This window comes from Blastococcus sp. VKM Ac-2987, assembly GCF_026967805.1.
In the GTDB taxonomy this organism is placed as follows: domain Bacteria; phylum Actinomycetota; class Actinomycetes; order Mycobacteriales; family Geodermatophilaceae; genus Blastococcus.
This window is the reverse complement of record NZ_JAPVBG010000001.1, coordinates 1,452,527-1,474,662: the sequence shown is the minus strand read 5'-3', so window position 1 is coordinate 1,474,662 and position 22,136 is coordinate 1,452,527. Positions and strand designations below refer to the sequence as shown.

Here is a 22,136-nt window from a genome sequence, read left to right as displayed (position 1 = left end):
CTGCGTCGTCGACGGAACCGGGGGGAGCGGTCCGGCCCCATGGTGGCACGGCACGAGACGGTCGGCAGGGCCGCATACCCTCGACCGCGTGTCCGCACCCGCGTCCCCACCGGCCTACGCGCGCCCCACCCGAGCCCGGCGCCCCACCCGCGCGGCGCTGACCGGAGCCTCCCCGTTCGACCCGGGCGAGACGCCGCTGAGCCGGACCCGCCGGGCCCGGCGGATGGCCCGCGAGCTGGCGGTCATCCACCCCGACGCCCACTGCGAGCTGGACTTCACGAACGCCTTCGAACTGCTGGTGGCCACCGTCCTCTCGGCGCAGACCACGGACAAGACGGTCAACAAGGTGACGCCCGCGCTCTTCGCGAGGTACCCGGACGCGGTCGCCCTCGCCGGTGCCGACCGGGAGGACCTGGAGGCCGTCCTCAAGCCCACCGGCTTCTTCCGGGCGAAGGCGAACTCCGTGCTGGGCCTGAGCCAGGCGCTGGTCGAGCGCTTCGACGGCGAGGTGCCGGCGCGGATGGCCGACCTGGTCACCCTGCCGGGGGTGGGCCGCAAGACGGCGAACGTCGTCCTGGGCAACGCCTTCGGTGTCCCGGGCCTGACGGTCGACACCCACTTCGGCCGGCTCGTGCGCCGGTTCGGCTGGACCGCGGAGGAGGACCCGGTCAAGGTCGAGGCCGAGATCGCGCAGCTGGTCCCGAAGAAGGACTGGACCGACTTCAGCCACCGGGTGATCTTCCACGGGCGGCGGGTCTGCCACGCCAAGAAGGCCGCCTGCGGCGCGTGCGGGCTGGCGCAGTGGTGCCCGTCGTTCGGCATCGGCCCGGTCGACCCGGAGGTCGCGCTGGCGCTCGTGAAGACCCCGACCGCCTCGGACACCGAGTGATGCGCCGGGTCCTGCCGGTGCTCGGCCTGGTCGGCGCCGTGCTGCTCGGTGGCTGCACCGCCGACGACGAGAGCACCGCCGCGGCGCCGTCCCCCACCTCCGCGCCGGTCGCCGCGCTGACGGCCTGCCCCGAGCAGCCCGACGCCGAGGCGGTGGGCGCCGAGCGGCTGCCCGCCCTCTCCTTCGACTGCCCCGGCGGCGGTTCCCTCGACCTCGCCCGGGCGCCGGGCACGCCGATGGTCGTCAACCTGTGGGGGAGCTGGTGCGCGCCGTGCCGGGAGGAGATGCCGATCCTGCAGGAGTTCGCCGCGGCCGCCGGTGACCAGGTGCGGGTGGTCGGTCTGATCAGCAAGGACGGGCTGCCGCAGGCCGCCTCCTTCGCCGAGGACGCCGGGGTCACGTTCCCCAGCGCGTTCGACGGCCAGGGGGAGTTGATGGCGGAGCTGGGCCTCAACGTGCTGCCGTTCACCTACTTCGTCGACGCCGACGGTGCCCTGGTGCACACCGAGGCCGGACCGGTCTCCTCGGTCGACGAGCTCCGGAGCCTGGTCGCCGAGCACCTCGGGGTGCAGCCGTGAGCGCCGGGCCGGACGTCGACGGGCTCCCGGCCTACCTCCACCGGCTGCTGGACGCCGCCGCCGACCTGCCGCTGCGCCACCGCATGCCGAAGGCGACCGCCACCGCGCGCCGGTCGGCGGTGCTGATCCTCTTCGGCGAGAGCGCGGCGGGCCCCGACGTGCTGCTCATCGAGAAGTCCGCGCACCTGCGCAGCCACGCCGGCCAGCCGGCCTTTCCGGGCGGCGGGGTCGATCCCGGTGACGACTACCCGGTGGGGACGGCGCTGCGCGAGGCGCACGAGGAGGCCGGGATCGACCCCGACGGCGTGCGGGTGCTCGCCACGCTGCAGGAGCTCTACCTGCCGCCGTCGGACCGGCTGGTCGTACCGGTGGTGGGCTGGTGGGACGACCCGCGCGACGTCAGCGTCGGCGATCCGCACGAGGTCGCCCGCGTGGCGCGGGTGCCGCTCGCCGAGCTGGCGGACCCGGGCAACCGGTTCCGGCTGCGGCACCCGTCGGGCTACGTCGGGCCGGCCTTCGCGGTGGCCGACATGCTGGTCTGGGGCTTCACCGCCGGGCTGCTGGAGGCGATCCTGGAGGCGGCCGGCCTCGCCCGGCCCTGGGACGAGCGCGACGTCCGCCCGATCCCCGAGGCGATGCTGCGGCCCTACACCCTCCCGGGCTCGGGGGACGACGACGAGGCAGGGGATGCCGCCGCGCCGACGGTGGCCGATCCCCCGCCCGACGGCGCTCCGACGCGTACGGTTCGGCCCCGATGAGCGCGTGGAGGTGGCGGCGACGGGCCGCTTCGGTGGGCGCCGGGGCGGCCCTGGTCGCGGGCGTGCTGACCGGCTGCGGGGGCGGCGAGGAGCCGGCGCCGGCCGCGCCGTCCACCGAGGGCCTCGGGGAGGTGACCGTCGCTGCCGACGGCGTCCAGGAGGTCACCGTCGAGACCAGGGACGACTACGAGTTCTACCCCGACACGTTCACCGTCGACCCCGGCCGCGTGCGGCTGACGGTGGTCAACGCGGCCGACGAGATGACCCACAACCTCGAGTACACCGACGACGAGCTGCCGGCCCCGATCGACGCCGGCGTCGCCTTCCTCGCCCCCGGGCAGGAGGAGACCGTCGAGTTCGAGGTGACGACGCCGGGCGAGTACCCGTTCGCCTGCACCTTCCACGTGCAGCTCGGGCAGGTGGGCACGATGACGGTCAGCGGGTGACCGCGATCGCGACGGGCGCAGCAGCACCGCAGGGGGCGCCGGCGATCGGGGAGCGGACCGCGTCCGGCGCCGAGCGGGAGCACTGAGTGTCCCTCGTCGACCTGGTCCTGATCGTCCTCGCCCTGCTGTTCGCGCTCTCCGGTTTCCGCCAGGGCCTGCTCGTCTCCGCCACCTCGATCCTCGGCTTCCTGGGCGGCGCGGTGCTCGGTGCGCAGCTGGCCGGACCGGTGGCCGACCGCATCGACGGCTCCAGCGTCTCGCGGGTGTTCGCCGCGCTGGTCGTGGTGCTGGCCGGGGCGCTCCTGGGCCAGATCCTGGCCGGCGCGGTGGGCCGGGCGGTGCGCTCCCGGGTCACCTGGGAGCCGGCCGAGATGGTCGACTCGGTCGCCGGTGCGGTGGTGTCGGCGGCCTCGGTGCTCCTGGTCGCCTGGATGGTCGCCTCACCTCTGGCCAGCTCGCCGTTCCCGCAGGTGGCCAGCCAGGTCCGGCAGTCGGCGCTGGTGCAGGCCGTCGACCGGGCGGTGCCCGACGGCGTCCGCGCCGTCTACGAGGATCTCCGCGAGGCCATCGACCGGCGCGGGCTGCCCGACGTCCTCGATCCGCTCACCCCGACCGATGCGCGCGCCGTCCCGGCGCCGGACCCGGCGCTGCGGAGCAGCGAGGTCGTCACCTCGGTGCAGGGGTCGGTGGTGAAGATCCAGGGCGTCGCGCCGTCCTGCTCCCGGCAGATCGACGGGTCGGGCTTCGTCTACGCGCCCGAGCGGGTCATGACCAACGCCCACGTGCTGGCCGGCGTCACCGATCCGGTCGTCCTCGCGGAGGGCCAGGAGTACGACGCCGTCCCCGTCCTGGTCGACGAGGAGATCGACGTGGCGGTGCTCGCGGTGCCGGGGCTGCCGCAGGTGCCGCTGCGCTTCACGCCGGAGTCCGCGGACTCCGGCGACGACGCGATCATCATGGGCTACCCCGGCGGCGGGCCCCTCTACGTCGGCGCGGCCCGCGTCCGGGACCGCGGCGACATCAGCGGCCCCGACTTCCGCAACACGCAGACCGTGGTCCGCGACGTCTACGCCCTCTACGGCCAGGTGCGCGCCGGCAACTCCGGGGGGCCGCTGTTCGCACCCGACGGCAGCGTCCTCGGGGTCGTGTTCGCCTCGGCGATCGACGACCCGGAGACCGGCTACGCGCTCACCGGCCCGCAGGTGGCCGGGGCGGCCGCGCAGGGCAGCCGGTCCCTGGCCGAGGTCGGCACCGGAGCCTGCGAGTAGCGGGCCCTGCTCCGCTCGCGGGAGGGCCGGCCGGTCAGCTAGCCGCGGGCCCAGTCGACGACGGCCCGGCTGACGGTGTCCGGGACCTCCTCCTGCGGGAAGTGGCCGACACCGGGCAGCGTGCGCCACTCGTAGGCGCCCGCGACGTACCGGCCGGACCCCCGGGCGGTCTCCGGCAGGACGTAGGGGTCCACCGCGCCGTGCAGCTGCAGCGTCGGCGCGGTGATCGGCGCCGCCATCCGGCGGGCGTAGCGGAGGCCGTCGGGCCGCACCTGCGACCGGCCGGCCCAGCGGTAGTACTCCATCGCGCCGTAGGCGGCCTGCGGGATCCGCGCCGCCGAGCGGTACCGGTCCACGGCGGCGGCGAAATCGGCGGTGCGGGCCCAGTCAGGGCCGGCCCAGCGCTGCATCAGGTCCGCGACCGGGTCGTCGTCGAGGCGGGTCAGCCGGCGCTCGGGCAGCCGCGGCACCTGGAAGCCGAGCGCGTGCCGCAACGCCTTGCGCTGCCGGCGGTGGGTCATCCCGGCCCGCAGCAGCCGCGGGTGGGCCATCGAGACGACGACGAGCCGCTGCACCACCCGGGGGTGCAGGGCGGCCATGGTCCAGCCCAGCAGGCCGCCCCAGTCGTGGCCGACCACCACGGCGTCGCGCTCCCCGAGCGCCCGCACCAGCGCCGCGACGTCGGCCGAGAGGGTGGGCAGGTCGTACCCGCGGGGCGGCTTGTCGCTGGCTCCGTAGCCGCGCAGGTCCGGGGCCACCGCGCGGAAGCCCGCGTCGGCCAGAGCGGTCAGCTGCGACCGCCAGGTCCACCAGAACTGCGGGAAGCCGTGGAGCAGCAGGACCAGCGGCCCCTCACCGGCCTCCGCCGCGTGCAGGCGCACGCCGTTGGCGGAGATGTCGCGGTGGGTCCAGGGTCCGGGGAGCAGGACGCTCGTGGCGTCGGGACGGCCGTCCGGGGGGACGGTCACCGGCCTCAGACCCGGTAGGGCTCGTTGGTGCGCAGCTCGACCTTGCCGCCGCTGACGACCGGGACCTCGCGGTGCCGGGCGCCGGGGGCCTCGCGGTGCATGACCTCCGGCAGCTCGCGCAGCGACTCCATCGTCCGCTCGGGCTTCTCGATCTTCTTGATCATCTTCCGGCCGACGAGCGCGGCGACGCCGGCCAGCGCGAGCAGCAGCACGAAGACGATGAGGTAGGAGATCCACCGCGCGAGGCCGAGCCAGGTGAGGAACTCGGCCAGGGCGATGAAGAAGAAGATGCCGGCGAAGGCGGCGAACACGCCGGCCGCGGCGAACGCCGCGGCGCCGATGCCGCCCTTCTTCGCCGAGGCGCCGATCTCGGCCTTGGCCAGCTCGATCTCGTTGCGCACCAGCGTCGAGACGTCGGCCATCGCGCTCTGCACGAGCGTGCCGATGGAGGGCTCGACGGCCGGGCTGGCCCCGTCGGTGCGGGTCGACGACACACTGTGGGCCACGGGTGGCTCCTCCTCTGGTGGAACTGCTGGTCGGGACGATCGTGCCCCATGACCACCGGGACCGCGTCCCGGTGGTCGTGGACGGGGCCGTGGACGCCCGCCCGCCCGGCTCCCCGGGCGGTCGGGGAGCCGGGCCGGGGTTGCCGGCTACTCGGCCGGAGCGGCGGGCAGCTTGTCCTTGATCATGTTCATCACCGAGGAGTCGGTGAGCGTGGTGACGTCGCCCAGCTCGCGGTTCTCGGCGATGTCGCGCAGCAGCCGGCGCATGATCTTCCCGGACCGGGTCTTGGGCAGCTCCTGCACCACCATGATCTGCCGCGGCTTGGCGATCGGGCCGATGTCGCGGGCGACGTGGTTGCGCAGCGTCTGCACCAGCTCGTCGCCGGAGTCCTCGGCGTTCCCGCGGAGGATGACGAAGGCGACGATGCCCTGGCCGGTGGTCGGGTCGCTGGCGCCGACGACGGCCGCCTCGGCCACCGTCGGGTGGCCGACCAGCGAGGACTCGACCTCGGTGGTGGAGATGCGGTGGCCGGACACGTTCATCACGTCGTCGACCCGGCCGAGCAGCCAGATGTTGCCCTCGGCGTCCTTCTTGGCGCCGTCCCCGGCGAAGTACACGTTCTTCCCGAACCGCGACCAGTAGGTGTCGACGTACCGGTCGTCGTCGCCCCAGATCGTGCGCAGCATCGCCGGCCAGGGCTCGGTGAGCACCAGCAGGCCGGTGGAGTCGTCGGTCAGCTCGTTGCCCTCGTCGTCGACGACCTTCGCCGAGATGCCCGGGAACGGGTGCTGGGCCGAGCCGGGGGTGAGGTTCGTGACGCCGGGCAGCGGCGTGAGCATGTGCGCCCCGGTCTCGGTCTGCCACCAGGTGTCCATGATCGGGCAGCGGCCGCCGCCGATGTGCTCGTGGTACCAGAGCCAGGCCTCGGGGTTGATCGGCTCGCCGACCGAGCCGAGCAGCCGCAGCGAGGAGAGGTCGAACCCGGCCGGGACGTCCTCGCCCCACTTCATGAACGTGCGGATGACCGTCGGCGCGGTGTAGAGGATCGTGACGCCGTACTTCTGGACGAGCTCGAACCAGCGGCCGCGGTGCGGGGTCTCCGGGGTGCCCTCGTACATGACCGAGGTGGCCCGGTTGGCCAGCGGCCCGTAGACGATGTAGCTGTGGCCGGTGACCCAGCCGACGTCGGCGGCGGTCCAGAAGACGTCGGTGTCCGGCTTGAGGTCGAAGGTCGCCCAGTGGGTGTAGGCGACCTGGGTGAGGTAGCCGCCGCTGGTGTGCAGGATGCCCTTCGGCTTCGCCGTCGTGCCCGACGTGTACATGATGTAGAGCGGGTGCTCGGCGTCGAAGAACTCGCACTCGTGCTCGGCGGACTGCCGGCCGACGACGTCGTCCCACCACAGGTCGCGGCCCTCGGTCCAGTCCACGTCCTGCTCGGTCCGCTTGACCACGACGACGTTGCGGACGCCGGGGCTGCGGCCCACCGCGTCGTCGACGGCGGGCTTGAGGGCGCTGGGTGCGCCGCGGCGGTAGCCGCCGTCGGCGGTGATGACCAGGACGGCGCCGGCGTCGTCGAGCCGGCTGGCCAGCGCGTCGGCCGAGAAGCCGCCGAAGACCACCATGTGGACGGCGCCGATGCGCGCGCAGGCGAGCATCGAGATGACCGCCTCGGGGATCATCGGCAGGTAGATGGCCACCCGGTCGCCGGCCCGGACGCCGAGCTCGGTGAGCGCGTTGGCGGCCTTGGAGACCTCGTCCTTGAGCTGGGCGTAGGTGAGGCTGCGGGTGTCGCCCGGCTCGCCCTCCCAGTGGTAGGCCACCTGCTCGCCGTGGCCGGCCTCGACGTGCCGGTCGAGGCAGTTGTAGGCCACGTTGAGCTTGCCGCCGACGAACCACTTGGCGAAGGGCGGGTTGCTCCAGTCGAGCACCTCGTCCCACTCCTGCTCCCAGGTCAGCCGGCGTGCCGCGGACGCCCAGAACGCCAGCCGGTCGCGAGCGGCCTCGTCGTAGACGTCGGGTCCGACGTTCGCCTGGGCCGCGAGGGCCTCGGGCGGCGCGAAGGTCCGGCCGTCCGCCTGGGTCGTCTCGCTCATGGGGTTCCTCCCGGGTCCGGCGCCGCGTGCCGTCCGCGGCGGTGCAGCGTGTGCCACGACACACCGTATGGCCGTGGCGCCCGGTCGTCTGCCCCACGCGACGTGCGGAGCGACGACCGGCCAGACTGGCCCGGTGAGCGGTCCGCAGGCGGAGGTGGCGGCGCGCATCCCCGGTGCGGCCACGCTCGGCCTGGTGCCGCCGCCGGGCGCCGTGCCGGTGCCGGTGCCCCAGCTCGCGGACCCCCGTCGGCTGGCCGAGCTGCTGGCCGCCCGGGCCGCCCGCCAGCGGGCCGGGGACCTTCGGGTGCACGCGACGGTGTGGTGGTACTCGGCCTCGGCGGTGCTCCTGGCCCCGCTGCTGGCGGGGCTGGCCGTGGGGCACCCGCTGTCGGCCCGGCCGGCCGACACGACCGCGTACCTCGGCCCCGGTGGCCTGCCGGTGGCGGCGGTGTCCGCGGTGGCGGGCGGGGATCCGGCCGCGGGCCTGCGCGAGAGCCTGACGACGGTCGTCCCCGCGCTCGCCGCGGCGGCGCGGATGCGCCCGCGGCCGCTGTGGGGCATCGCGACGGACTCGCTGGCCAACGGGCTGCTGGCGGTCGGCCGGGCGGTGGGGGACGTCCCGGCGGTGACCGCGCTGGCCGCGCCGCTGGCCGCCGCCGTCGGCTTCCCCCTGCCGCCGCCCCGCTACGTCGACGTCGCCGGTGCGCGGTTCGCCGCCCGGGTGTCCTGCTGCCTGGTGGACCGGCTGCCCCACGGCCCCACGTGCGTGTCCTGCCCGCGCCGGCCGGCGGCGGAGCGCCAGGTGCTGCTCGAGGACGCCGCCTCCCGCCTGCCGCGCTGAGCGGACGGGCGGGCGCACCGCGTCTCGCCGCGCGGGAGCGCGCAGGAGATGATCGACGGACCCGGCGACCCAGAGGGAGGTCAGCGATGCCCGTGATGCCTGCCGCGTTCCTCGGCCACGGCAACCCGATGAACGCGCTGGAGAGCAACCGGTACACCGAGGCCTGGCGGGCGTTCGGCCGGTCGGTGCCCCGGCCCCGGGCCATCCTGGTCGTCTCGGCGCACTGGTACGTGCAGGCGACGGCGGTCACCGCGATGCCCCGGCCGCGCACCATCCACGACTTCTTCGGGTTCCCGCGCGAGCTCTTCGACGTCCGGTACGAGCCGCCGGGGCTGCCGGAGCTGTACGAGGAGGTGGCCGACATCGTGCACCCCACCTGGGTGGGGGCCGACCGCGACAGCTGGGGCATCGACCACGGCGCCTGGTCGGTGCTGGCCCACGCGTTCCCGGACGCCGACATCCCGGTCGTGCAGCTGTCGATCAACGCGCTCAAGTCCTTCGACTACCACCTGCAGCTGGGCGCCGCCCTGGCCCCGCTGCGCGCGGACGGCGTGCTGGTGATCGGCAGCGGGAACGTGGTGCACAACCTCGGCGGGGTGAGCCGCGCGCTGCCCGACGCCGGGTTCGACTGGGCGCAGCGGTTCGACGAGGCGGCCAAGGAGGTCATGCTCACCGACCCGACCGACGCCGGCCGCCTCGACGGGCACCGCGACTTCGACCTCGCCGTCCCGACGCCGGACCACTTCCTGCCGCTGCTCTACGTCGCCGGCATGGCGGGGGCCACCGACTCCCCTGTCGACGTGCTCGTCGACGGCTACGCCTACGGCTCGCTGTCGATGACGGCCTACACCGTCGGCATGGCGGCCCCGGAGCTGTCTGGCTCCGGCGTCGCGGCGGCGCTGCCGGACGGGCCGCCGCCGGACGGCGCCAACATCTGAGCGGGGGCGTCCTCAGCCGGTGGCGGCCGGGCGGCGGGCGTCGCTGATGCGCGGGAAGGGGCGGGTGGAGAAGATCGTCTCCACCGGCAGGTCGAAGAACTCGGCGATGCGCAGCGCGAGGTGCAGGCTGGGGTTGTACTCGCCGCGCTCCAGGTAGCCCACCGTCTGGTAGTGGACCCCGAGCGCGTCGGCCAGCTGCCGCCGGGACACCCCGTGCTCGGCGCGCAGGAGGGCGATCCGGTTGTAGACGGCGTCCCCGGGTCGCTCGCCGCTCATCTGACCCACTGGAGCGCGGCCTCCTTGGCCTGCTGGACCTGGGAGCCCGACTGCCGCCGGGCCATCCGCCGCAGCACCCGCGGCGTGACCAGCATGCCGAACACCGCCCAGGCCGCGAGCACGAGCACGGTCGTGCCGGTGCGCCAGGAGTCCCCGAGCTCGACGGTGACGGCGGCGTCGGGCAGGAACGCCGAGCGCATGCCGAGGCCGATCCAGTAGATCGGGAAGACCTGGGCCACGGCCTGCAGCCAGCCCCACATCGCCTGGATGGGGAAGAAGATCCCCGAGATCGCGCTCAGCGTGATGATCGGCAGCATCCCCCACGTGCCGACCTTCTGGACGCTCGGGACGACCGAGCCGATGATCATGCCGAGCGGCAGGGTGGCCAGCAGGCCGAGCACGAGCACCCAGGCGACGGTCGCCCAGCCGGCGGCGCCGTTGCTCATGACGTCGTCGAAGAGCAGGAAGCTCGGCACCAGGATGACGAGCAGCAGGGGGAGCAGCCCGAGCGAGTGGTAGAGGAGCTGCCCGGTCACGTAGCCCTGCATCCCGTGCGGCAGGGCCTTGTGCCGCAGCAGCGTGCCGTCCTCCCGCTCCATGGCGAGCGCGTAGGCCGGTCCGATGACCACGCCGAACGCGATCAGCGCGCCGAGGATGCTGGGCAGGGCGAACGTGGGCAGCAGCAGCCCCGTGCCCTCGAGCTCGGTGTCGCGGTTGAACCACAGGTAGGCCAGGGTGCCGACCCCCATGAAGAGGTAGAAGCCCTGGTCCTGCGGGCTGCGCAGGCTGAGCACGAACTCCGTCCAGCCGCGACGCAGGCCGAGGGAGACGGCGTGCCGGGTGGGGTTCACCGGGAGACCTCCGCGAGCTGCGGTGCGGTTCGGTCGCCGGACTCGAACCGCTGGACCATGGCGATGTAGGTGTCCTCGAGGTTGGCCCGGCGGACCTCCAGGTCGGTGACCCGGTCCCCGTGCTGCCGGAACAGCTCGCGGACGAACGGCGTCGGGTCGGCGGTGGCGTGCACGAACCGTTCGCCGTCGCAGGCCCAGCGGACCTCTGCGCTCCCGGCCACCTGCCGGGTCAGGGCATCGGCGCTGCCGTCGGCGACGATCCGGCCGTTGACCAGGATCAGGATCCGGTCGGCCAGCCGCTCGGCTTCCGCCAGGTCGTGGGTGGTGAGCAGGATGCTGGTGCCCTCGAGGTCGGCCAGCCGGTGCACGAGGTCGTGGAAGTCGCGGCGCGCCTGCGGGTCCAGGCCGGCGGTCGGCTCGTCGAGGAAGAGCATCTCCGGCCGGCCGATGATGCCGACCGCGACGTCGAGCCGCCGTCGCTGCCCCCCGGAGAGCGTGCCGATCTTCCGGTCGGCGTTCTCGGTGAGGCCCACCGTGCGCAGCAGCCAGTCCACCTCGTAGGGCCGCGGCCGGTCGGCGGTGGCGTAGGGGGTGAAGTAGCCACCGAGCTGCTCCAGGAGCCGGCGCGGCGTCCAGCGCGCGTGGTCGCGCCACGACTGGAGCACCACGCCGACGCGGGCGCGCCAGGCGTCCCCGCCCTCGGCCGGGTTCTCGCCGAGCACCCGCACCTCTCCCGCGGAGGGCAGGCGGAAGCCCTCGAGGATCTCGATGGTCGTCGTCTTCCCGGCACCGTTGGGACCGAGCAGGCAGACGACCTCCCCGGCGTGCACGTCGAGGTCCACGCCGGTGAGCACGGCGTGCTCGCCGTAGGTCATCTGCAACCCGCGGACGGAGATCGCCGGCTCGCCGGCCGCGCTGTGCTCGGGGTCTGGACCCATCGCGAACTCCCGGTGCGGGGATCCGTGCTCGGACGCGGTGATAGTAGGAGTGCTATATCCGCAGTACAAGTACTTCCCTCGCGGCCGTCCGTCGCGGCCGGCCGGGTGGGTCAGCCGTCGCCGGCGAGGCCGACCACCTCGCCCACCACCCAGACCGCCGGCGGGCGGACGTGCTCCGCGGCGATGGTGCGCGGCAGCTCCGCCAGCGTGGTGCGGACCGTGCGCTGGGTGGCCGTCGAGCCGTCGCTGACGACCGCCACCGGCGTCCCCGGTGCCCGGCCGTGCTCGACCAGCGCGGCCGCGATAGCGGGGGCCGTGTCGACGCCCATGAGGACGACGAGGGTGCCGCGCAGCCGGCCGAGTGCGGCCCAGTCGACCAGCGACTGGGGGTGCCCCGGCGGCAGGTGGCCGGAGACGACGACGAACTCGTGCGTCAGGCCCCGGTGGGTGACCGGGATGCCGGCCAGCGCGGGCACGGCGACGGCGCTGGTGATGCCGGGGACCACCTCGACCGGGATGCCGGCCGCGGTGCAGGCCTGCAGCTCCTCGAAGCCGCGCCCGAAGACGAACGGGTCGCCGCCCTTGAGCCGCACCACCCGCTTGCCGGCCCGCGCGTGCTCCACCAGCAGCGCGTTGATCCGCTCCTGGGCCATCGACCGGCCGCGGGGCAGCTTCGAGGCGTCGACGACCTCCACCTCGGGGGGCAGCGAGGCCAGCAGCGACTGGGGGCCCAGGTGGTCGGCGACGACGACGTCGGCGTGCGCCAGCGCCTGCCGGCCGCGCACCGTGATCAGCCCCGGATCGCCGGGGCCGCCGCCGACCAGGACCACGCTGCCGCCGGCGGCGGGACGGGCCACCCGGTCGCCCACGCTGCCGTCGGTCAGCCCGGCGACGATCGCGTCCCGCACGCCGATGGCCCGCTGGGGGTCGCCGCCGCCGTGCACGCCGATGACCAGGTCGCCCTGCCGCCCGACGGCCGGAGTCCAGACGCTGGACGCCGCGCGGTCGTCGGCCCGGGCGCAGAAGATGTGCGCCTGCTCGGCCTCCTCGGCCACGGCCGCGTTGACCGCGGGGTCGTCGGTCGCGGCGACGGCGTACCAGGCGCCGTCGAGGTCGCCGGGCCGGTAGGTCCGCCGGTGCCAGGTCGCGCCTCCGGCGGTGGCGAGCGACTCGAGCGCCGGCGTCACCTCCGGGCTGACGACGCGCACGCGGGCGCGCGCCTCCAGCAGGCCGGCGACGCGCCGGTGGGCCACCCGGCCGCCACCCACGACCACGACGAGCCGGTCGCGCAGGCGCAGCCCGACCGGGTAGACCGTGCCCGATCCGGGGGGCACCGGGGTGGCGTTCAGCGGATCTCCTCGGGGATGCCGGGGGCGGTCTCCCGTGCGGAGCCGGGCCCGTGCGTCCCCGACAGGATCCCAGCGAGGGTCCGGGCGAACGCACGCGAGGTGCCGAGATCGCGCACCGCGACCCGCAGGTGGTCGGTCGTGAGGCCGGGGAAGGAGTCGCCGCGGCGCACCGCCCAGCCCGCGTCCCGCAGCGCGGCGCGCACCCGCGCGCCGTCGGGCACGCGGAGCAGCACGAACGAGGAGCGCGGTTCGCCGAGCACCGCCACGCCCGGTGGGAGGGCGGCGAGCAGGGCCGCCCGGTCCCCGGTCAGCGCGACGGCCGCCCCGTGCGCCTCGGCTCGGGCGGCGGGGGTGCTGCAAGCCACCAGTGCGGCCAGGGCCGGCGTGCTGAGCGGCCACGGCGGCTGCTGGTCGGCCATGGCCGCGACGAGCTCCGGCGGGCCGAGGGCGTAGCCGACCCGCAGCCCCGCCAGGCCCCACGTCTTGGTCAGGCTGCGCACCACGAGCAGCCCCGGCAGGTCGGTCCGGCCGGCGAGGGATGCGGGCTCGCCGGGGACGGTGTCGGCGAACGCCTCGTCCACCAGGACGACCCGGCCCGGGCGGGTCAGCCCGGCCACCCCGGCAGCGGGGTGCAGCACCGAGGTGGGGTTGGTCGGGTTGCCCAGGACGACGAGGTCGGCGTCGTCGGGGACGGCGGCGGGGTCGAGCCGGTAGCCGTCGGCGGGGGAGAGGAGCAGCCGGGTGACCGGGTGCCCGGCGGCCCGCAGCGCGGCCTCCGGCTCGGTGAAGGACGGGTGGACGACGACGGCCCGCCGCGGGCGCAAGGCCCGGGCGAGCAGCACGAACGCCTCGGCGGCGCCCGCGGTGAGCAGCACCTGGGCCGGGTCGCGCCCGTGCGCCGCGGCGACGGCTGCCCGGGCGGGGGCGGCGTCGGGGTAGCCGGCGCTGCGGTCCACCGCGTCGTGCAGGACCGCCCGCAGCCACGGCGGCGGCGTGCCGGCCCGCACGTTGACGGCGAGGTCGATCAGGCCGGGTGCCAGCTCGGCGTCCCCGTGGTGCCGCAGATCCGTCACGTCTCCTCTTCGCGGTCGGCGCTCCTGCGGCCATTCGACCACGGACGTGTAACAGGCGTGTGGCGTCACTTGACGATCCGGAAAGCCAGGGTCACTCTTTCCGACATGGAAAGCGACGAGGACGACGCCCGCTCCCAGCTGGCCGCCCTGCGGGCCGACCGGGCGGCGCTCGCCGACCGGATCGTCCAGCCGTGGTGGTGGGACGTCGCGCTCGGGTTGCTGCTGGCCGGCTTCATCGGCAGCTACTCGTCCCACAGCATCTGGGTGATCGCGGCGGCCCTGGTGCTCTTCCTGGCCGGCGTCCGCGGCCTGGTGGCCGTCTACCGGCGGATCACCGGGGTCTGGTGGGACGCCAGCAGGGTGGGTCCGGTCCAGGGGCGTGTCCAGCGGGCGCTGCGCTGGTGGTCGGTCGGCTACCTCGCCCTGCTGGCCCTCGGCGGCGCGGCGGAGTTCCTGCTCGACGTGCGGGGCGCGATGGTCGTGGTCGGCGCCGTGCTGGGGATCGCGGTCGCGCTGAGCTCGCGATGGGTGACCCGCATCTACGTCGCCGGGTTGCGGGCCGGGCGGTGACCGCCGTCGAACCCCGGTTCGACCCGGTGGTGCACGCCCCGCCCCGGCTCCAGGTGTGCGGGCTGCTCGCCGTCGTCGACACGATGGACTTCGCGACGGTGCGCGACCAGGTCGGCGTGAGCGACTCGGTGCTCTCCAAGCACGTGCGCCAGCTGGAGGAGGCCGGCTACGTGCAGGTCCGCAAGGCGACCCGGGCCTCTCGGGTGCGCACCAGCCTGGCGCTCACCGCCGAGGGCAGGCGGGCGTTCGACGCGCACGTCGCCGAGTTGCGCCGGATCACCGGGGGCTGACCCTGACGGGGGCCCGCTCCGCGCCTACTCTCGTGGACCGGCGCACGAGGGGAGGAGATCCAGCTGTTCGAGCAGAAGCCAGCCGCTGCGGAGGCCGGCACCGACGACGCGGTGCTGCTGTACGTCGGCGGCCCCCTCGACGGGCGGGTCGAGATCCGCCAGGCGCGGCACGGCGATCCGCTGCCGACGGTGACCCACGTGCACCTGCACGGCGGGCCCAAGGTCGTGCACCGCTACGACCTCGAGCCGCTCAGCGAGGGCGTCGGCGTCTACAACCTGCGCCCGCAGGTCCGCCGGCCCGCCCGGGACGAGTCGGCCGCGGACTGACCGCGGCGCTCACCAGCCCTGCGCGCGGCGCGCCTCGTCGACCACGCGGTCGAACCGGGCGCGGTCCAGCGCCGCCCCCTCCCGGCGGACGGTCGCCGGGTCCAGCACCAGCAGCCGGTCCAGGCGCACCTCGCTGGGTCGCCCGCGCGGATCCCAGGCGCCGGTGCCCACGTCGGTCCACCGCCGGCCGTAGCGGGCCTCGTCGGCGGCGTCCCGGTCGTGGTCCCGGCTGCTGAGCATCAGCCCCAGCAGCTCGTCGCCGCGCCGGCCGATGACCAGCACGGGGCGGTCCTTGCCCCGGCCGTCGTCCTCCTCGAACGGCACCCAGGCCCACACCACCTCGCCGGGGTCGGGGCGGCCGTCGTCGCGCGGCCGGTAGCCGACGTCGGGTGCCGGCGGGGCGGACGACGACCGGCGCCCGGCGGCACGGGGGCGGGAGGTCCGCCGCAACGCCCCCAGCACGCGGCCGACCGCCCGCACCGCCGCCAGGACCGGTCGCCGCTGAGCTGTCATGGGCAGCACCGTACGGAGCGCCGACGGACGGGTCAGGGCACGGAAGCATCACGAGGTGTCACACGTGACACATCGGCACCAATCGGTGACGTTCGGGGTTGGCTCGGCGGGCACGGGGGCACCATGGGCGAACGGGGCACGGCGTGGCGGGCCCTCGGAGAAGGGGGTCTCCATGACTTCGGCCGAGCCGGCCCGGCCCGCGGTCCCGCGGGGACGCGAGGTGCAGGCGAGCGTCCTCGCCGCCTTCCAGCTGGTGGAGGACGCGCGGTACCTCGGCTCCGGCCGCAGCCGCCGCCGCCTGCGCGTGCTCGCCGAGCGCGCGGTGGCCGACCGCAAGCTCGCCCGCGACCTGCGCGCCGGCTGAGGACCGCCTCCACCGCAGCGCGGTCCGCGTCAGGTCAGGCAGAACTCGTTACCCTCGGGATCGGCCAGCGTCACCCAGTCGAACGGACCCTGGGACGCGCGCCAGAGCTCGGTGGCGCCCAGCCCCAGCAGCCGGGCGAGTTCCGCCTCCCGCCGCTCGGGGCCGACGCGCACGTCGAGGTGCAGCCGGTTCTTCCCCGCCTTCCGCTCCGGCACCAGCTGGAAGAGCAGCCGCGGGCGGCCGGGGTCGGGTGAGCCGACGGCCGCCCCCACCCGCCACACCAGGGCGCCGCGGTGCCGGGTGGTGTCCTCCTCCGCCGCGGCCCCGGACGCGACCATCCGGCGGAGAAAGGCCTCGTCCTGCGGTTCCACCTGCCAGCCGAGCACCTCGGCCCACCAGTCGGCGAGCTCGTGCGGCGCGGAGCAGTCGATCGTGATCTGGACGTCGAACGCCATGGCCGGAGGCTAGGCCCGGCTGCCGACACCGAGAAAGGCTGCTACAGCTCCTCGGCCAGGCTCGCCCGGATCGTGGCGTCGTCGGGCAGGTCGTCCTCCAGCGCGCAGTGGTCGCGGATGACCCGGCCGAACGGCGTCAGCGCCGTGGGGGCCACCTGCCGCGCCGGGTCCCACAGGCCCGAGCGCATGACCGACTTCGGGCACTGGAAGTAGGCCCGCCGCACGTCCAGCACGAGCACCGACAGCGGTGCCCGGCCGAACTCGGTGAGGTCCACCGGCAGCTCTTCGGGCGCGACCAGCGTCGCGGTGCCGTACACCCGCAGGGTCTGCTCGACGCCGGGGACCAGGAACATCAGCGCCGCGCGGGGGTTGACGGCCACGTTCCGCAGGCTGTCGACCCGGTTGTTGCCGGGACGGTCGGGCAGCAGGAGCCGGCGCTCGTCGAGCACGTGGACGAAGCCCGGGTCACCGCCGCGCGGGGAGACGTCCGGCCAGCCCTCGGCGTCCGCGGTGGACAGCGTCGCGAACGGCGAGTGCGCGATGAACTCCCGGCAGTGCGCGTCCAGGTGGTCGATCACCTTGTCGAGCACCAGGCCACCCGGCGTCCGGTAGCCGGCGAGCACCGGGTCGGCGGTGGGCAGCGGAGGCAGCGGGGCGGCAGGCACGCGACGACCGTAGACGGTCGCCGGGCTAGCGTGGCGCCTCGTGCCGCAGGTGTGGAGTTCCCCCGTCCGATACGTCGAGTGCGACCAGCAGGGCGTCGCCTTCAACGCCCACTACCTGACGTGGGCCGACGAGGCGTCCAACGGGTGGTGGGCCGCGCACGGGCTCACCTGGGAGGAGCTGGTCACCCGCGGCATCGACCCGGTGGTCAAGGCCAGCGCGCTGGAGTGGACGTCGTCCGCCCGCTGGGGCGACACCGTCACCGTGGACGCCGAGACGGAGAAGGTGGGCCGCACCAGCGTGGCGGTGCGCTTCACCGTGCGCGTGGGCGACCGGGTGTGCTGCGTCGTCCGCACCACCTACGTCTCCGTCGCCGACGGCCGCCCCACCCCCTGGCCGGACGACGTGCGGGCGCGGCTCACCGAGGGCTGACGCCCGCGCCCGGCGGCAGGAGCGGCAGCCCGGGCGGCGGCCCGGACTCGACCAGCCGCCACAGGGCGTCGGTGTCGGCGTGCTCGGCGACCAGGTCGCCGAGCCGGTCCAGCCGGGCCTCCCGCACGGCCGCGAAGTCGGTGTCCGGGGCGGGCACGAACCGGCGGCCGGTGATCCTGGCGACCTCGGTGAGGAAGGCCCGGCGGAAGCCGTCGTTCTCCAGCGCGCCGTGCCACGTCGTCCCGAAGACGGCGCCGGACCGGGCGCCGTCGAGGAACGGCTCGGCACCGAGGTCCACGGTGACGACGCCGTGGTGGATCTCGTAGCCGTGCACCGGCTCGCCGAGCGCCGAGCCCACCGGCCGGGCGAGCGTCTTCGCCGGCGCGAACCGGACGTCGGCCGGGAGCAGCCCCAGCCCGGCCACCGTCCCCGCCCGCGACTCCACCTCGTCGGTGATCGTCCGGGCGAGCATCTGGTGACCCCCGCAGATGCCGAGCACCGGCGCCCCCTCCGCGGCGCGGCGCAGCACGGCGTCGGCGAGGCCGGTGCTGCGCAGCCACGCCAGGTCGGCCACCGTCGCACGGCTGCCGGGGAGCACCACGAGGTCGGCGTCGGCGAGCTCCTCGGGTCGGGTGGCGTACCGCACCAGCACCCCCGGCTCGGCGGCCAGCGCGTCCAGGTCGGTGAAGTTCGACAGCCGGGGCACCCGCGCCACCGAGACGCGCAGCACGTCGTCCCCGACCGGGGGTGCTCCCGACGACGCCGAGGGCACGTTCAGCGAGTCCTCGACGTCCAGCTCCAGACCGCCGAGCCACGGCAGCACCCCCAGCGTCGGCCGCCCGGTGAGCGCGGCCAGCTGGTCCAGCCCGGGGCGCAGCAGCCGCACGTCGCCGCGGAACTTGTTGACCAGGAAGCCGGCGACCAGCCGCTGGTCCTCCGGCGGCATGAGCGCCACCGTGCCGTGGAAGGCGGCGAAGACGCCGCCCCGGTCGATGTCGCCGACGACCACCACGGGCAGGCCGGCGGCGGTGGCCAGCCCCATGTTGGCGATGTCGTCGGCCCGCAGGTTGATCTCGGTGGGGGAGCCCGCGCCCTCGCAGACGACGACGTCGAAGCGCGATCGCAGGTCCGCCAGCGACTCGAGCACCTGCGCCAGCAGGGCCGCCTTCATCGGCCGGTAGGAGAGCGCGGTGACGTCGGCGACCGGCCGGCCGAGGACGACGACCTGGCTGGAGTTCTCGCCGCCGGGCTTGAGCAGCACCGGGTTCATGGCGGCCTCCGGCTCGACCCGCGCCGCGGCCGCCTGCATTCCCTGCGCCCGGCCGATCTCGGCGCCGTCGGCGGTGACCACGGAGTTGTTGCTCATGTTCTGCGCCTTGAACGGCGCCACCGACACGCCCTGGCGCACCAGCCACCGGCAGATCCCCGCCGTCACCACCGACTTCCCGGCGTCCGAGGTGGTGCCGGCGACGAGCAGCGCCCCGGTCACGCGGCGTCGCGGGGGACGTCCCAGCCGGCCGTCTCCTGACCGGAGAGCTCCGCGATCGCCAGCATGATCCGGTCGGTCACCTCGCGGCGGGCCCGGTTGCGGCCGGCCCCACCCCGCTGCTCGGGGAAGGTCAGCGGCTCGCCGAAGGTGATCCGGACGCGGTGCGGGCGCGGCCAGCGGGCGCCCACCGGCTGCACCCGGTCGGTGCCGTGGACCGCGACCGGGACGACGGGGCAGTCGGCGGTCAGCGCCAGCCAGGCGACGCCGGTCTTGCCGCGCGCCAGCCGGCCGTCCTTCGACCGGGTGCCCTCCGGGTAGAGGCCGAAGGCGGTGCCCTCCCGGAGGATCTGCAGGGCGGTGTCGAGCGCGGCCTGAGCGGCCCGGTGGGTGTCCCGCTCGACCGGGTACGCGCCCAGCGCGGTGAACAGCGTCCGGGTGAGCCACCCGCCGACCCCCCGGCCGGTGAAGTACTCCGCCTTCGCCAGGTAGGCCACCCGGCGCGGGGCGGCCAGCGGGATCACGATGCTGTCGATGAAGGACAGGTGATTGCTGGCGAGGATGACCGGGCGGTCCAGCGGGACGTTCTCGCGCCCGACGATCTGCGGCCGGCACAGGACGTGGAACAGCGGTCGCAGCACGAACGTGGCCAGGACGTAGAACATCGGGGCTCCCCTCGGCGGCTCCGGGCCGCGGCTGCGGGCACCACGGGCCGCTCCGGATCCTGCCGGAAGCCACCCGGCGGCCGGGCGGCGGCTCCGGCGGCGGGCCCGGCGGGTGGTCAGGCCGGCGGGCAGGCGTCCCGGAGGATGGCGCGGACGTCGTCGGGCAGCCCGCCCTGCCCCGCCGCCGAGCCGGTGAGCACCTGGGCGACCTCGCGCACCTTGCGGTGGGTGTGGCTGGAGATGTGGGCCAGCAGGTCGAACGCGACCTGCTCCGCGCAGCCGGTGAGCACCATGAGGACGCCCTTGGCCTGCTCGATGACCGCCCGGCTGGCCATGGCCGTGCGCAGCTGCTCGATCTCGGCGTGCAGCCTGGCCACGCCGTCCGGCGCCGGGGCCGGCGGGCGGCAGCCGGTGATGTCGACGCAGAGGCCCTCCACCGCGCGCACGTCGCCGGCGTCGTCACGGGCCGGCTCGCCGACCAGCACCACCGATCGCTGGGGCCGCGTCGGGTGGACGATCCGGGTCTCGAGGACGAACGGGCGTCCCGTTCCGCAGGCGGTGAGGGCGGCGAGGACGCGGCCCCCGTCGTCCGGGTGCTGGGCGCGCAGCAGCGCCTCGGTGCAGGGCGTGGTCCCGGCGGCGTCGAGACCGAGGACCTCGTGCATCTCCGGCGACCACCACCAGCTGCCGGCGTGCCGGTCGTAGCGGTACCGGCCGGCCGCGGCGGACGGGACGGGCGGGTGCCGGGTGATGGTGCGCGAGGACTCCGGCCCCCGGCCGGGCGTCGCGCCGGAGGCGGTCGTGCGGGCCCGGGGGAGCGCGGGTGACGACATTCGCCGACCTCCTCGGGAGAGGGCGTACCGGGTTCCGGCAGGCTCCCGGACGCCGGCTGCTCGACACCCCGGTGCTCCGGCCCAGCGGGACCGGCCCTGCCGGATGCCTGGACGGTACGTCTCCGTCGGCGGAGTCGCACCGGCGCGCGGAGGACCCGCGAGCGGGCTCCCGGGCGGTGCCCGACAGGCCGGGGTGTCGCGACCCGGCGTGGTGGGGCTCCGACGCTCAGACGACGGTGAGCGGCTGCGCCGGGACGGCGGAGCCGGCCCGTGCCCGCAGCCGTGGGTCCAGCTCGGCCAGCAGCCCCACCGCGGCCCGCAGCTGCGCCGGCGGCAGGGTGAACGGCAGCCGCAGGTGGTCGTCGAAGGCGTGCCCGGTCCCGAAGGCCCGGCCCTCGGCCAGCAGCAGCCCGGCCTCGGCGGCCGCCGCCGTCACCGCGGCCGAACCGACGCCCGCGGGGAGACGGCACCACGCGGAGAGCCCTCCGGCGGGCACGGCGACCGACCAGTCGGGGAGCCGGCGGGCGAGCTCGGCCAGGAGGACGTCGCGGCGCTCCCGCAGCTGCGCCCGCCGGGAGTCCAGCACCTCGTCGAGCTGCCGGACCAGGATCGTGGCGGCCAGCTGGTCGAGCACGCCCACCGACAGCTGCCGCCGGACCAGCGCGGCACCGAGCCGGCCGGCCAGACCCACCTCGGTGCGGAGCCAGCCGATCCGCAGCCCGCCCCAGACCGCCTTGGACAGCCCGCCCACGGTCACGGTCGCGCCGTCGGGCACGCCGGCCGCGAACGGCGGCGGTGCCGCGCCGTCCAGGTGCAGGCCGGTGGCGACCTCGTCGACGACGGTGATGATCCCGTGCTGCCAGAGCGTCGCGGCCAGCCGCCGCCGTCCGGCCGGCGACAGCACGATCCCGGTGGGGTTGGAGCAGTCGGGCATCAGGTAGGCCAGCCGGGGGCTGCTCTGCCGGGCCACCAGCTGGGCGCTACCGACCAGTGCGTCGGGATCGGCCGGGTCCACCGCCGCCGGCGCGCACCGGCCGCCGGCGGCGGTGACCAGCTGCACGGCGCCGGGGTAGGTCGGGTGCTCGACGAGCACCCGGTCCCCGGGCTCCAGCAGCGTCTCCAGGACCAGGGCGGCGGCGTCACCGACGCCGGCGGTGATCACCACCTGGTCGGGGTCGGTGGGCAGGCCGCGGGACCCGAACCAGCCGGCGACGGCGGCGCGCAGCTGCGGGAGCCCGCTCGGGGCGTAGCCGTGGGAGGGCAGCTGCGCGGGCAGCGCGGCCAGCGCCTGCTCGTACGCGGGCAGCAGCTCGGGCGCCGCCTCGGGGGCGGCGTGCGCGAGGTCGAGCAGCCCCGGCTCGGTGCTCGGCGGCGACCAGCCCGACGTCGCCTCCGGGAGGGCGGTGACGGTGCCCGAGCCGTGCCGGGTGTGCGCGAAGCCGTCCTCGCGGAGCACCCGGTACGCGGCGGCCACGGTCACCCGGCTCACGTCGAGCTCGGCGGCGAGCTCGCGCTCGGCCGGCAGGCGGGCACCCGCGGGCAGGGCGCCGGTGGTGAGCAGGTCCCGCACCCGCCGGGCCAGGCCCGAGTAGCGCGGCGGAGGCAGCTCTCCGCCCGCCCGGACGAGGGTGGCGAGCTCGCGCGCGACGGTGGACCGGTCGGAGCCGAGTGGCATGCGGCCACCATGCCGGATTGGCCTGCAACATGCCAGTGCGAACGATGCCACTCTGACGGCATGGACGCAGGTGGAGTGATCGCGATGGTT

27 protein-coding genes are annotated in these 22,136 nt (G+C 75.5%); 12 read left to right on the top strand and 15 right to left on the bottom strand.

Features of this window, described 5'->3' with window-relative positions; translation table 11 throughout:
- The first annotated feature begins 88 nt into the window (after positions 1 to 88).
- The 5 genes from nth to O2W17_RS07330 all read left to right on the top strand — a co-directional run bounded on the left by nth (position 89) and on the right by O2W17_RS07330 (position 3,939).
- Positions 89 to 889: an endonuclease III gene (gene nth, locus O2W17_RS07350; protein ID WP_269191749.1), complete on the top strand. Its 801-nt coding sequence runs from the start codon at positions 89 to 91 to the stop codon at positions 887 to 889.
- Positions 889 to 1,467, top strand: a complete 579-nt coding sequence (locus O2W17_RS07345; protein ID WP_269191748.1) for a TlpA family protein disulfide reductase — start codon at positions 889 to 891, stop codon at positions 1,465 to 1,467. Before nth ends, O2W17_RS07345 begins: the two co-directional genes overlap by 1 nt.
- A complete protein-coding gene (locus tag O2W17_RS07340; RefSeq protein WP_269191747.1) occupies positions 1,464 to 2,225 on the top strand; it encodes an NUDIX hydrolase in 762 nt (253 codons plus the stop codon). Before O2W17_RS07345 ends, O2W17_RS07340 begins: the two co-directional genes overlap by 4 nt.
- Positions 2,222 to 2,671: a plastocyanin/azurin family copper-binding protein gene (locus tag O2W17_RS07335; RefSeq protein ID WP_269191746.1), complete on the top strand. Its 450-nt coding sequence runs from the start codon at positions 2,222 to 2,224 to the stop codon at positions 2,669 to 2,671. The genes O2W17_RS07340 and O2W17_RS07335 overlap by 4 nt, the downstream gene beginning before the upstream one ends.
- An 86-nt stretch (positions 2,672 to 2,757) precedes the next feature.
- On the top strand, positions 2,758 to 3,939 hold the full coding sequence (locus O2W17_RS07330) for a MarP family serine protease (protein WP_269191745.1): 1,182 nt from the start codon (positions 2,758 to 2,760) through the stop codon (positions 3,937 to 3,939).
- 38 nt (positions 3,940 to 3,977) lie between these two features.
- Here O2W17_RS07330 and O2W17_RS07325 read toward each other — a convergent pair whose 3' ends face one another.
- The 3 genes from O2W17_RS07325 to acs all read right to left on the bottom strand — a co-directional run bounded on the left by O2W17_RS07325 (position 3,978) and on the right by acs (position 7,507).
- Positions 3,978 to 4,907 carry an alpha/beta fold hydrolase gene (locus O2W17_RS07325; protein ID WP_269191744.1) on the bottom strand — a complete coding sequence of 310 codons (930 nt, stop codon included), beginning with the start codon at positions 4,905 to 4,907 and terminating at the stop codon, positions 3,978 to 3,980.
- Between the two features lie 5 nt (positions 4,908 to 4,912).
- Complete coding sequence (locus O2W17_RS07320) at positions 4,913 to 5,413, bottom strand: phage holin family protein (RefSeq protein ID WP_269191743.1); 501 nt, start codon at positions 5,411 to 5,413, stop codon at positions 4,913 to 4,915.
- A 147-nt stretch (positions 5,414 to 5,560) separates the two neighbouring features.
- The gene (gene acs, locus O2W17_RS07315) at positions 5,561 to 7,507 is read right to left on the bottom strand and encodes an acetate--CoA ligase (RefSeq protein WP_269191742.1); all 1,947 of its coding nucleotides are present in this window, start codon (positions 7,505 to 7,507) and stop codon (positions 5,561 to 5,563) included.
- A 133-nt stretch (positions 7,508 to 7,640) separates the two neighbouring features.
- Here acs and O2W17_RS07310 point away from each other — a divergent pair, with 133 nt between their 5' ends.
- Entirely contained in the window at positions 7,641 to 8,348 is a 708-nt protein-coding gene (locus O2W17_RS07310; protein ID WP_269191741.1) for a (2Fe-2S)-binding protein, read from the top strand.
- Positions 8,349 to 8,434: 86 nt separating this feature from the next.
- Positions 8,435 to 9,286 carry a 4,5-DOPA dioxygenase extradiol gene (gene ygiD / locus O2W17_RS07305; RefSeq protein WP_269191740.1) on the top strand — a complete coding sequence of 284 codons (852 nt, stop codon included), beginning with the start codon at positions 8,435 to 8,437 and terminating at the stop codon, positions 9,284 to 9,286.
- A gap of 12 nt (positions 9,287 to 9,298) precedes the next feature.
- Here the strand turns inward: ygiD and O2W17_RS07300 are convergent, their stop codons facing one another.
- The 5 genes from O2W17_RS07300 to cobC all read right to left on the bottom strand — a co-directional run bounded on the left by O2W17_RS07300 (position 9,299) and on the right by cobC (position 13,815).
- Complete coding sequence (locus O2W17_RS07300; protein ID WP_269191739.1) at positions 9,299 to 9,562, bottom strand: helix-turn-helix transcriptional regulator; 264 nt, start codon at positions 9,560 to 9,562, stop codon at positions 9,299 to 9,301.
- Positions 9,559 to 10,413 (bottom strand): ABC transporter permease, encoded by an 855-nt coding sequence (locus tag O2W17_RS07295; RefSeq protein ID WP_269191738.1) that lies wholly within the window; start codon positions 10,411 to 10,413, stop codon positions 9,559 to 9,561. The genes O2W17_RS07300 and O2W17_RS07295 overlap by 4 nt, the downstream gene beginning before the upstream one ends.
- Entirely contained in the window at positions 10,410 to 11,351 is a 942-nt protein-coding gene (locus O2W17_RS07290; RefSeq protein WP_269191737.1) for an ABC transporter ATP-binding protein, read from the bottom strand. The genes O2W17_RS07295 and O2W17_RS07290 overlap by 4 nt, the downstream gene beginning before the upstream one ends.
- A 110-nt stretch (positions 11,352 to 11,461) precedes the next feature.
- Complete coding sequence (gene cobA, locus O2W17_RS07285; RefSeq protein ID WP_269191736.1) at positions 11,462 to 12,685, bottom strand: uroporphyrinogen-III C-methyltransferase; 1,224 nt, start codon at positions 12,683 to 12,685, stop codon at positions 11,462 to 11,464.
- Between the two features lie 11 nt (positions 12,686 to 12,696).
- Positions 12,697 to 13,815: an Rv2231c family pyridoxal phosphate-dependent protein CobC gene (gene cobC / locus O2W17_RS07280; RefSeq protein WP_269191735.1), complete on the bottom strand. Its 1,119-nt coding sequence runs from the start codon at positions 13,813 to 13,815 to the stop codon at positions 12,697 to 12,699.
- A gap of 63 nt (positions 13,816 to 13,878) precedes the next feature.
- Between cobC and O2W17_RS07275 the strand changes: the two genes are divergently transcribed.
- The 3 genes from O2W17_RS07275 to O2W17_RS07265 all read left to right on the top strand — a co-directional run bounded on the left by O2W17_RS07275 (position 13,879) and on the right by O2W17_RS07265 (position 14,960).
- Positions 13,879 to 14,343: a hypothetical protein gene (locus tag O2W17_RS07275; RefSeq protein ID WP_269191734.1), complete on the top strand. Its 465-nt coding sequence runs from the start codon at positions 13,879 to 13,881 to the stop codon at positions 14,341 to 14,343.
- Entirely contained in the window at positions 14,340 to 14,633 is a 294-nt protein-coding gene (locus O2W17_RS07270; RefSeq protein WP_269191733.1) for a transcriptional regulator, read from the top strand. Before O2W17_RS07275 ends, O2W17_RS07270 begins: the two co-directional genes overlap by 4 nt.
- Positions 14,634 to 14,744: 111 nt before the next feature.
- The gene (locus O2W17_RS07265; protein WP_269191732.1) at positions 14,745 to 14,960 is read left to right on the top strand and encodes a hypothetical protein; all 216 of its coding nucleotides are present in this window, start codon (positions 14,745 to 14,747) and stop codon (positions 14,958 to 14,960) included.
- A gap of 9 nt (positions 14,961 to 14,969) precedes the next feature.
- Here O2W17_RS07265 and O2W17_RS07260 read toward each other — a convergent pair whose 3' ends face one another.
- The gene (locus tag O2W17_RS07260; protein ID WP_269191731.1) at positions 14,970 to 15,473 is read right to left on the bottom strand and encodes a type II toxin-antitoxin system PemK/MazF family toxin; all 504 of its coding nucleotides are present in this window, start codon (positions 15,471 to 15,473) and stop codon (positions 14,970 to 14,972) included.
- 172 nt (positions 15,474 to 15,645) lie between these two features.
- Here O2W17_RS07260 and O2W17_RS07255 point away from each other — a divergent pair, with 172 nt between their 5' ends.
- Positions 15,646 to 15,837: a hypothetical protein gene (locus tag O2W17_RS07255; protein ID WP_269191730.1), complete on the top strand. Its 192-nt coding sequence runs from the start codon at positions 15,646 to 15,648 to the stop codon at positions 15,835 to 15,837.
- Positions 15,838 to 15,866: 29 nt separating this feature from the next.
- Here the strand turns inward: O2W17_RS07255 and O2W17_RS07250 are convergent, their stop codons facing one another.
- The gene (locus O2W17_RS07250; protein WP_269191729.1) at positions 15,867 to 16,292 is read right to left on the bottom strand and encodes a VOC family protein; all 426 of its coding nucleotides are present in this window, start codon (positions 16,290 to 16,292) and stop codon (positions 15,867 to 15,869) included.
- 41 nt (positions 16,293 to 16,333) lie between these two features.
- On the bottom strand, positions 16,334 to 16,957 hold the full coding sequence (locus tag O2W17_RS07245; protein ID WP_269191728.1) for an MSMEG_1061 family FMN-dependent PPOX-type flavoprotein: 624 nt from the start codon (positions 16,955 to 16,957) through the stop codon (positions 16,334 to 16,336).
- Between the two features lie 40 nt (positions 16,958 to 16,997).
- Between O2W17_RS07245 and O2W17_RS07240 the strand changes: the two genes are divergently transcribed.
- Entirely contained in the window at positions 16,998 to 17,387 is a 390-nt protein-coding gene (locus tag O2W17_RS07240; protein ID WP_269191727.1) for an acyl-CoA thioesterase, read from the top strand.
- Here the strand turns inward: O2W17_RS07240 and O2W17_RS07235 are convergent.
- From O2W17_RS07235 to yczR, 4 genes are all read right to left on the bottom strand, one after another.
- Positions 17,374 to 18,876: a cobyric acid synthase gene (locus tag O2W17_RS07235; RefSeq protein WP_269191726.1), complete on the bottom strand. Its 1,503-nt coding sequence runs from the start codon at positions 18,874 to 18,876 to the stop codon at positions 17,374 to 17,376. The genes O2W17_RS07240 and O2W17_RS07235 overlap by 14 nt on opposite strands.
- Positions 18,873 to 19,538 carry a lysophospholipid acyltransferase family protein gene (locus O2W17_RS07230; protein WP_269191725.1) on the bottom strand — a complete coding sequence of 222 codons (666 nt, stop codon included), beginning with the start codon at positions 19,536 to 19,538 and terminating at the stop codon, positions 18,873 to 18,875. Before O2W17_RS07230 ends, O2W17_RS07235 begins: the two co-directional genes overlap by 4 nt.
- 116 nt (positions 19,539 to 19,654) lie before the next feature.
- Positions 19,655 to 20,371 (bottom strand): ANTAR domain-containing protein, encoded by a 717-nt coding sequence (locus tag O2W17_RS07225; RefSeq protein WP_269191724.1) that lies wholly within the window; start codon positions 20,369 to 20,371, stop codon positions 19,655 to 19,657.
- Positions 20,372 to 20,597: 226 nt separating this feature from the next.
- A complete protein-coding gene (gene yczR, locus O2W17_RS07220; protein WP_269191723.1) occupies positions 20,598 to 22,046 on the bottom strand; it encodes a MocR-like transcription factor YczR in 1,449 nt (482 codons plus the stop codon).
- Between the last annotated feature and the right edge of the window lie 90 nt (positions 22,047 to 22,136).

What these genes read in the sequence shown, in the direction of transcription:
- O2W17_RS07345 (WP_269191748.1), top strand. Translation starts at nt 889, where the DNA reads ATGCGCCGGGTCCTGCCGGTGCTCGGCCTGGTCGGCGCCGTGCTGCTC.
- O2W17_RS07335 (WP_269191746.1), top strand. Translation starts at nt 2,222, where the DNA reads ATGAGCGCGTGGAGGTGGCGGCGACGGGCCGCTTCGGTGGGCGCCGGG.
- acs (WP_269191742.1), bottom strand. Translation starts at nt 7,507, where the DNA reads ATGAGCGAGACGACCCAGGCGGACGGCCGGACCTTCGCGCCGCCCGAG.
- ygiD (WP_269191740.1), top strand. Translation starts at nt 8,435, where the DNA reads ATGCCCGTGATGCCTGCCGCGTTCCTCGGCCACGGCAACCCGATGAAC.
- O2W17_RS07300 (WP_269191739.1), bottom strand. Translation starts at nt 9,562, where the DNA reads ATGAGCGGCGAGCGACCCGGGGACGCCGTCTACAACCGGATCGCCCTC.
- O2W17_RS07290 (WP_269191737.1), bottom strand. Translation starts at nt 11,351, where the DNA reads ATGGGTCCAGACCCCGAGCACAGCGCGGCCGGCGAGCCGGCGATCTCC.
- O2W17_RS07275 (WP_269191734.1), top strand. Translation starts at nt 13,879, where the DNA reads ATGGAAAGCGACGAGGACGACGCCCGCTCCCAGCTGGCCGCCCTGCGG.
- O2W17_RS07260 (WP_269191731.1), bottom strand. Translation starts at nt 15,473, where the DNA reads ATGACAGCTCAGCGGCGACCGGTCCTGGCGGCGGTGCGGGCGGTCGGC.
- O2W17_RS07255 (WP_269191730.1), top strand. Translation starts at nt 15,646, where the DNA reads ATGACTTCGGCCGAGCCGGCCCGGCCCGCGGTCCCGCGGGGACGCGAG.
- O2W17_RS07250 (WP_269191729.1), bottom strand. Translation starts at nt 16,292, where the DNA reads ATGGCGTTCGACGTCCAGATCACGATCGACTGCTCCGCGCCGCACGAG.
- O2W17_RS07230 (WP_269191725.1), bottom strand. Translation starts at nt 19,538, where the DNA reads ATGTTCTACGTCCTGGCCACGTTCGTGCTGCGACCGCTGTTCCACGTC.
- O2W17_RS07225 (WP_269191724.1), bottom strand. Translation starts at nt 20,371, where the DNA reads ATGTCGTCACCCGCGCTCCCCCGGGCCCGCACGACCGCCTCCGGCGCG.
- yczR (WP_269191723.1), bottom strand. Translation starts at nt 22,046, where the DNA reads ATGCCACTCGGCTCCGACCGGTCCACCGTCGCGCGCGAGCTCGCCACC.